Source organism: Pseudomonas sp. SDT291_1_S447 (assembly GCF_054070155.1).
Map to the genome: position 1 here is coordinate 25,085 of NZ_JBSVXS010000067.1, position 6,203 is coordinate 31,287.

5 protein-coding genes are annotated in these 6,203 nt (G+C 59.3%); all 5 read left to right on the top strand.

Annotated elements, in window-relative coordinates:
- Positions 1 to 10 precede the first annotated feature (10 nt).
- The 5 genes from ACW9IR_RS19470 to panC all read left to right on the top strand — a co-directional run bounded on the left by ACW9IR_RS19470 (position 11) and on the right by panC (position 6,130).
- Positions 11 to 1,447, top strand: coding sequence for a sigma-54-dependent transcriptional regulator (locus tag ACW9IR_RS19470; RefSeq protein ID WP_457464714.1), 1,437 nt, complete (start codon positions 11 to 13; stop codon positions 1,445 to 1,447).
- A gap of 734 nt (positions 1,448 to 2,181) precedes the next feature.
- Positions 2,182 to 3,585 (top strand): polynucleotide adenylyltransferase PcnB, encoded by a 1,404-nt coding sequence (locus ACW9IR_RS19475; RefSeq protein ID WP_016983493.1) that lies wholly within the window; start codon positions 2,182 to 2,184, stop codon positions 3,583 to 3,585.
- Between the two features lie 4 nt (positions 3,586 to 3,589).
- Positions 3,590 to 4,075: a 2-amino-4-hydroxy-6-hydroxymethyldihydropteridine diphosphokinase gene (gene folK, locus ACW9IR_RS19480; RefSeq protein WP_457464716.1), complete on the top strand. Its 486-nt coding sequence runs from the start codon at positions 3,590 to 3,592 to the stop codon at positions 4,073 to 4,075.
- A gap of 397 nt (positions 4,076 to 4,472) precedes the next feature.
- Positions 4,473 to 5,273 (top strand): 3-methyl-2-oxobutanoate hydroxymethyltransferase, encoded by an 801-nt coding sequence (gene panB, locus ACW9IR_RS19485; protein WP_038369034.1) that lies wholly within the window; start codon positions 4,473 to 4,475, stop codon positions 5,271 to 5,273.
- Positions 5,270 to 6,130, top strand: a complete 861-nt coding sequence (gene panC / locus ACW9IR_RS19490) for a pantoate--beta-alanine ligase (protein ID WP_102900506.1) — start codon at positions 5,270 to 5,272, stop codon at positions 6,128 to 6,130. Before panB ends, panC begins: the two co-directional genes overlap by 4 nt.
- Positions 6,131 to 6,203: the final 73 nt, after the last annotated feature.

The following is a 6,203-nucleotide window of genomic DNA, read 5'->3' on the forward strand; positions in this document are numbered from 1 at the left end:
TATCGAATCAATGCCGCACATTTTGATCGTCGAAGACGAAACAATTATCCGCTCCGCCTTGCGCCGCCTGCTGGAACGCAACCAGTATCAGGTCAGCGAAGCCGGTTCAGTGCAGGAAGCACAAGAACGCTTCACCATTCCTACGTTCGATCTGATCGTCAGCGATCTGCGTTTGCCGGGCGCTCCGGGCACCGAGCTGATCAAGCTTGGCCAGGGCACGCCGGTGCTGATCATGACCAGTTACGCCAGCCTGCGCTCGGCGGTCGACTCGATGAAGATGGGCGCGGTGGACTACATCGCCAAGCCTTTCGACCACGACGAAATGCTTCAGGCTGTCGCGCGGATCCTGCGTGATCGTCAATCGACTCCTGCTGCCGGTGAGCCCGTTGCCGTGAAAACGACCAACGGCAGCGGCAAATCCGCGGTCGACAACAGCAACGGCGAGATCGGCATCATCGGCTCCTGCCCACCGATGCAGGACCTGTACAGCAAGATCCGCAAAGTCGCGCCGACTGATTCCAATGTGTTGATCCAGGGCGAGTCCGGCACCGGTAAAGAACTGGTGGCCCGCGCCCTGCACAACCTGTCGAAACGCGCCAAGGCACCGATGATTTCGGTGAACTGCGCAGCCATTCCGGAAAGCCTGATCGAGTCCGAATTGTTCGGCCACGAGAAAGGCGCATTCACTGGCGCCAGCGCCGGTCGCGCCGGTCTGGTCGAAGCGGCGGACGGCGGCACGTTGTTCCTCGACGAGATCGGTGAGCTGCCACTGGAAGCCCAAGCGCGTCTGCTGCGCGTATTGCAGGAAGGTGAAATTCGCCGTGTTGGTTCCGTGCAGTCACAGAAAGTTGATGTGCGCCTGATCGCGGCCACTCACCGGGACCTGAAGAGCCTGGCGAAAATCGGCCAGTTCCGTGAAGACCTTTATTACCGCCTGCACGTGATCGCCCTGAAACTGCCGGCCCTGCGCGAGCGCGGTGCCGACGTCAACGAAATCGCCACGGCTTTCCTCGCTCGCCAGAGCGCACGCATCAACCGTACCGACCTGAAATTTGCCGCGGATGCCGAACAGGCGATCCGGCATTATTCCTGGCCGGGTAACGTGCGAGAGCTGGAGAACGCAGTCGAGCGCGCGGTGATTCTGAGCGAAAGCCCGGAAATCTCTGCCGACCTGCTGGGCATCGACATTGAACTCAGCGATCTGGAAGACGACGAGTTCATCGGTCTGCCGCCACAAACGCCGGGTAACGCCAGCAACAGCAGCCATGAGCCGACCGAAGACCTGTCGCTGGAAGATTACTTCCAGCACTTCGTCCTCGAGCATCAGGACCACATGACTGAGACCGAACTGGCGCGCAAATTGGGCGTCAGCCGTAAATGTCTGTGGGAACGCCGTCAGCGTCTGGGCATCCCACGGCGCAAGACCGGGGTCGCCAGCGAGAGCTGAACGTTACCTGTCGAGTGTGCAGGTAACGCTTGAAGAGGTGAAAAAACTGTTACCTCAGTCGATTCACGTAACATAAGCCGGGGTTATCGGTAACGAAACCCCGGCTTTTTTTCGCCCCGCCAAAACGGTTATATCGACCTAACCCCTTGTTTTATTGGGCTTCGCAAAAGTTGGCACGCCCCCTGCTATATGTTTGGTACAAGAACAATAACAAGCAATGCACAAGACAATAAAAATAAGACGAATCGACTCACGCACAATAAAAACAAGACGGCGAGAGGCGCAGCTAACTGATTCTTTTGGAGAGGCGTTGTATTTGGGGCTTGCCCCACGACCAGGCCGAGAACAACAAAAACTGTCCTAAGACAGAGCCTGTACTGGTTGGATCGAGAGATCACTGCAATTCAGCGACCAAAGCAATCCGTTTGCTCTTGGCTCCCGATTGGGAGGGTCACGAAGGAAAAGCTTCGTGGCGAGGGCACTCAACAAAAACAAGAAGCCCGAATCAATAATAAAAAGAGCACGCAACTACTTCTTGGGGAGCTTCGGCTCCCCTTGTAGTTTCTCCCCCGCTACAAAATCCCCCGTTTTTATCGCGCGCGATGCCTGTAGCCTGCGGCTTGCAGCTCAAATCGGCCGTGTCCTACACCATCCCCCGACTAAATGCTAGAATCTGCGCCCATCATGCGGTCATTCTTTGGTATGGCCGAACATTCCTTCAAACAGTGCATCCCATGCTGAAGAAGTTGTTCCAGTCATTCCGAACTCCCGTGCGTCGTACGCAACACATCCGCAGCACCCCTGAAGTGCTCAACAGCGGCCAACATTCGCTGCAGAAAACGCAGTTCAGCCGCTATGCGGTTAATATCGTCGAACGCCTGCAAGGTGCCGGTTACCAGGCTTATCTGGTCGGCGGTTGCGTGCGTGACATGCTGTTGGGCATCACGCCCAAGGATTTCGACGTCGCCACCAGCGCCACGCCTGAGCAAGTCCGTGCCGAATTTCGCAATGCGCGGATCATCGGCCGTCGCTTCAAACTGGTGCACATCCATTTCGGTCGCGAAATCATTGAAGTCGCGACCTTCCGCGCCAATCACCCGATCAACGAAGACGACGAAGACAGCAACCAGTCTTCGCGTAACGAGAGCGGGCGGATTCTGCGCGATAACGTTTACGGCACCCTGGAAGAAGACGCGCAACGCCGCGACTTCACCATCAACGCCCTGTATTACGATCCGGTCAGCGAGCGCATCCTCGACTACGCCAATGGCGTACACGACATCCGCAATCACCTGATCCGCCTGATCGGCGACCCGAAGCAGCGTTATCAGGAAGATCCGGTGCGCATGCTGCGCGCCGTGCGTTTCGCCGCCAAGCTCAACTTCGGCATCGAGAAGCACACCGTGCAGCCGATCCGCGAACTGGCGCCGATGCTGCGCGAGATCCCGTCGGCGCGTCTGTTCGAAGAAGTGCTCAAACTGTTCCTCTCGGGGCACGGCGCGATCACTTTCGAAATGCTGGTCGATCTGCAACTGTTCGCCCCGCTGTTCCCGGCCAGTGCCGACGCGCTGGAACACAACCCGGAATACACCCACACGCTGATCAGCGAAGCGCTGACCAACACCGACTTGCGCATCAAACAGAACAAACCGGTGACCCCGGCATTCCTGTTTGCCGCGCTGCTGTGGCCTGCACTGCCGGCTCGCGTGCTGCGCCTGCAAGAGCGCGGCATGCCGCCGATCCCGGCGATGCAGGAAGGCGCCCACGAACTGATCGCCGAGCAGTGCCAGCGCATTGCGATTCCAAAACGCTTCACCATGCCGATCCGCGAGATCTGGGACATGCAGGAACGTCTGCCACGCCGCAGCGGCAAACGTGCCGACCTGTTGCTGGATAATCCGCGATTCCGTGCCGGTTACGACTTCCTGTTACTGCGTGAAAGCGCTGGCGAGGAAACGGATGGCCTGGGCGAATGGTGGACGGACTATCAGGACGCCAACGACAGCGAGCGTCGCGACATGATCCGCGACCTCAGCGGCAAAGGTGATGACGCCAGCGGCGCACCACGCAAACGTCGCCGCAGCAGCGGTTCCAAGCGCAAACGCGCCGGCGCACCGAGCGCTTCGACAGGCGAGTAAACGCATGGAACGCATCTACATCGGCATGGGCAGCAACCTCGCTGACCCGGCCGAACAATTGCACAGCGCCGTCGAGGCGCTGGGGCAATTGCCGCAGACCACACTCGCCGGCGTTTCTGCCTTCTATCAAAGCGACTCGTTGCTGCCGGGCCAACCGCGTTACACCAACGCGGTCGCGGCGCTCGACAGCTCGCTCGCCCCACTGGAACTGCTCGATGCATTGCAAGCCATCGAGAATGACCAAGGTCGCGAACGCCTCGAACGCTGGGGCCCACGTACGCTGGATCTGGATATTCTGCTGTTCGGCGATCGACTGATCGACGAACCACGCCTGAAAGTCCCGCATTACCAGATTCAGGAACGCGCGTTCGTGCTCTATCCGCTCGCCGAGCTGGCTCCGCCGGATCTACGTCTTGCCGACGGCCGCAGCCTCCCCGACCTGCTGGCAGCCTGCCCGTTCGTCGGTCTGGAACGCCTCCCGACAGACTGATTGCAATCCCCTGTGGGAGCGAGCTTGCTCGCGAAATCGGTGTGTCATTCAACACTGTGTTGGCTGATCCACCGCTTTCGCGAGCAAGCTCGCTCCCACATTGGTCTATTGCATACGCTGGATTTTGTCGGACAAAAATTCCTCGAATCAGCCCCGCCGCGCCGCTGAATCGCATCAGTAACGCCGGTAACACTCCCCTCGTAACAATGCGGTAACACACGCAATTGACTTCCTGTTGGCTCATCACGACTATAGGCGTCCCGCTGCCGCCAACACGGCACATACGGGCGCAATCCAGGCCTTATAAGCACGACAAAAGAGCGTGCGCCTGAGTAGATGAAGAATCACGCGCGTTACTCGCAGTAGTTTCCAGAGCGCCTGAACGAGGATTTTTTACATGCCAGCCATCACCCTGACCACGCTCCAGAGCCTCAAGCAGAAAGGTGAAAAGATCACCATGCTGACCTGCTATGACGCGACCTTCGCCCACGCCTGCAACGAGGCCGGTGTCGAAGTGCTGCTGGTGGGCGACTCCCTCGGCATGGTCCTGCAAGGTCACGACAGCACGTTGCCGGTGACCACCGCAGAAATGGCCTACCACACCGCTTGTGTCAAACGCGGCAACAGCGATGCCCTGATCCTCGCCGACCTGCCGTTCATGGCCAACGCCACCCTTGAACAAACCATGACTAACAGCGCCATGCTGATGCAGGCCGGTGCGCACATGGTCAAGGTCGAAGGTCAGCTGTGGCTCGCCGAATCGATCCGTCTGCTCGCCGAACGCGGTGTACCAGTTTGCGCGCACATGGGCCTGACTCCACAAGCGGTGAACATTCTCGGCGGCTATAAAGTTCAGGGCCGCAACGAAAACCAGGCGCGGCAGATGCGTGCTGATGCGATCTCGCTGGAGCAGGCCGGCGCGGCGATGCTGCTGCTCGAATGCGTACCGAGCGAACTGGCCGCTGAAATCAGCCAGGCCGTGAAGATCCCGGTGATCGGCATCGGTGCCGGTAACGCCACCGACGGTCAGGTATTGGTGCTGCACGACATGCTCGGCCTGTCGATCACTGGTCGCGTGCCGAAGTTCGTGAAGAATTTCATGCACGGTCAGGACAGTATCCAGTCTGCGCTGAAGGCTTACGTCAACGAAGTCAAAGCCACCACGTTCCCTGGCATCGAACACGGATTCTCCGCATGAACACCGTCAAAACCGTACGCGAACTGCGCGCCGCTGTAGCCCGCGCCCGCAGCGAAGGCAAGCGCATCGGCTTCGTGCCGACCATGGGCAACCTGCACAGCGGTCACGTTGCACTGATCACCAAAGCCACCCAACGGGTGGATTTCGTGGTCGCGAGCATTTTCGTCAACCCACTGCAATTCGGCGCCGGCGAAGACCTCGACAAATACCCGCGCACGTTGGCGGCGGACCAGGAAAAACTGCTGGAAGCGGGCTGCTCTCTACTGTTCGCGCCAACTGTCGAAGAAATGTACCCCGACGGCATGGCCGGGCAGACCCGGGTCAGCGTGCCGCAATTGTCCGAAGGCCTGTGCGGCGCCAGCCGTCCGGGGCACTTCGAAGGTGTGGCGACTGTCGTCAGCAAACTGTTCAACATGGTCCAGCCGGATCTGGCGATTTTCGGCCAGAAGGATTATCAGCAACTGGCGGTGATCCGTGCGCTGGTGCATGACCTGAACATGCCGATCCAGATCATCGGCGAGCCGACCGTACGCGCCGCCGATGGCCTGGCGCTGTCATCGCGCAATGGCTTCCTCAGCGAAGAACAACGTGCGGTGGCGCCGGTGGTTTATCGCTCGCTGAGCAACATTGCCGAGTCGATCAAGCAAGGTGAACGCGACTTCCCGGCGCTGATCGCTGCCCAGTTGCAGCAGCTTGAATCCGCAGGTCTGCGCCCGGACTACCTGGAAATCCGCCATGCCCTGACCCTGCGTCCGGCGACGGCTGAAGACCGTGATCTGGTGATTCTGGTGGCGGCGTTCCTCGGCACTACGCGGTTGATCGACAACCTGCACCTGAATCTCGATACGCCCGCTTAAAAACATCGCAATACCCCCTGTAGGAGTGAGCCTGCTCGCGATGGCGGTGTGTCAGTCAGCATTAGTGTTGAAT

What these genes read in the sequence shown, in the direction of transcription:
- ACW9IR_RS19470 (WP_457464714.1), top strand. Translation starts at nt 11, where the DNA reads ATGCCGCACATTTTGATCGTCGAAGACGAAACAATTATCCGCTCCGCC.
- ACW9IR_RS19475 (WP_016983493.1), top strand. Translation starts at nt 2,182, where the DNA reads ATGCTGAAGAAGTTGTTCCAGTCATTCCGAACTCCCGTGCGTCGTACG.
- folK (WP_457464716.1), top strand. Translation starts at nt 3,590, where the DNA reads ATGGAACGCATCTACATCGGCATGGGCAGCAACCTCGCTGACCCGGCC.
- panB (WP_038369034.1), top strand. Translation starts at nt 4,473, where the DNA reads ATGCCAGCCATCACCCTGACCACGCTCCAGAGCCTCAAGCAGAAAGGT.
- panC (WP_102900506.1), top strand. Translation starts at nt 5,270, where the DNA reads ATGAACACCGTCAAAACCGTACGCGAACTGCGCGCCGCTGTAGCCCGC.